We start from the raw sequence: 1584 nt of genomic DNA, 5'->3' as shown, positions 1-1584 counted from the left end.
CCTGGTTTGCGTGGAGGACCTCAGCCGTCCTCGAGTCGACGCAAGATGTTCGCCAACAGAATCACGGCATCCGCGGTGATGCCGGTCGTGGTCCGGTCGGCCTTCGGTGAGTGCTTCATCTTGTGGGCGAGAGCCGATGCCTTCTTGGTCAGCCCCCGCAGCTCCTCATTGGACTTGCCGGGCAGACGGTGGTCGATGTACGCGCCGATGCGGATGTCGGTCTTGTCGACCGGAGGCTCTGAGAGTCCCGGTGGGCAGTGCACCTCAGGGTCGTAGACGTGGGCGCTGAGCGCCTCGAGGACGCCGACGCAACGGTTGCCCACGTCCTGGGACTGGTGTGCGATCAGGTGTCAGCTGGGGTTAGGCCGCCAGGCTGACGGTCGGGTTCATGATGGTCTCGTACTCGATGGGGGTCAATCGGCCCAGGCGGGCCTGTCGGCGTCGTCGGTGGTAGGTCCTCTCGATCCAGGTGATGATCGCGATCCGCAGCTCTTCTCGAGTCCGCCATCGCTTGCGGTCTAGGACGTTCTTCTGGAGTAGCGCGAAGAAGGATTCCATCGCGGCGTTGTCCCCGGCGGCACCGACTTTCCCCATCGATCCGATGAGGTGATGGCGGTTCAGGGCGTGCACGAAGCTTCGCGCTCGAAACTGGGATCCGCGGTCCGAATGCACGATGCAACCGGCGGCGTCGCCACGCCGTGAAGCAGCGTTGTTCAGGGCGTTCACCGCGAGGCGGGCCTTCATCCGGTCGCTGATGGAGTAGCCGACAATCCGGCCGGAGAATGCGTCCTTGATCGCGCAGAGGTAGAGCTTGCCCTCGTCGGTCCAGTGCTCGGTGATGTCAGTCAGCCACAGCTCGTTGACATCGTCGGCGGTGAAGTCGCGTTTGACCAGGTCGTCGTGCACGGGCGGGCCCGGGCGCTTGCCGTTCTTGCCGCGCTTCTTGCCGAAAACGGACCACCACTGGTTGTCTCGGCAGATCCGCCACGCAGTCCGCTCGCACATCACTTCGCCCGCTTCAGCGGCTTCGCCGACGAGGAACCGGTAGCCGAACTCGGGATCCTCACGGTGCGCGTCGAACAGAGCATTGGCGCGATAGGCCTCGACCAGCTCGGACTCGGTGAACTGCTGTTTTCGCCAGCGGTAGTAAGGCTGGCGAGAGAGCTTCAGGACCCGCAAGGACACCGCGACAGAGATCCCATCGGCAGCGAGCTCACTCACGAGCGGGTAGAGCCTTTTCCCGGCAGGTTCGCCTGCGACAGGTAGGCGGCCGCGCGGCGCAGGACCTCGTTCTCCTGCTCCAGCAGCCGGTTCCGGCGACGCAGATCCCGCAGCTCGGAGGATTCCTCACGGGTCTTACCGGGCCGGGCACCGTCCTCGACATCGGCCTGGCGCATCCAGTTCGTCAGACAGGATTCGGAGATGCCGAAGTCCTTCGCGATCACCGCGAGCTTCTGGCCAGGTTCACGGTCCTCGCGACGCGCACGACGTCGTCACGGAACTCCTGGGGATAGGGAGCGGGCATGGTCCACATCCTTCCCTGCAACGCTCCACAGCGCCACAGATCATGTGACACCTATACGC

1 protein-coding gene and 1 pseudogene are annotated in these 1584 nt (G+C 64.5%); both read right to left on the bottom strand.

Annotation, left to right across the window (positions count from 1 at the left end; genetic code table 11):
• Nucleotides 1-20: 20 nt before the first annotated feature.
• The gene (locus BJF77_RS02835; protein ID WP_075871222.1) at nt 21-323 is read right to left on the bottom strand and encodes a hypothetical protein; all 303 of its coding nucleotides are present in this window, start codon (nt 321-323) and stop codon (nt 21-23) included.
• Between the two features lie 37 nt (nt 324-360).
• A pseudogene (locus BJF77_RS02830) lies at nt 361-1525 on the bottom strand (IS3 family transposase).
• Nucleotides 1526-1584 lie beyond the last annotated feature (59 nt).

Source organism: Kocuria sp. CNJ-770, from assembly GCF_001942375.1.
Taxonomy (GTDB): Bacteria; Actinomycetota; Actinomycetes; order Actinomycetales; family Micrococcaceae; genus Kocuria; species Kocuria oceani.
The sequence above is the reverse complement of the archived record's forward strand: the minus strand, read 5'-3'. Positions and strand labels throughout refer to the sequence as shown.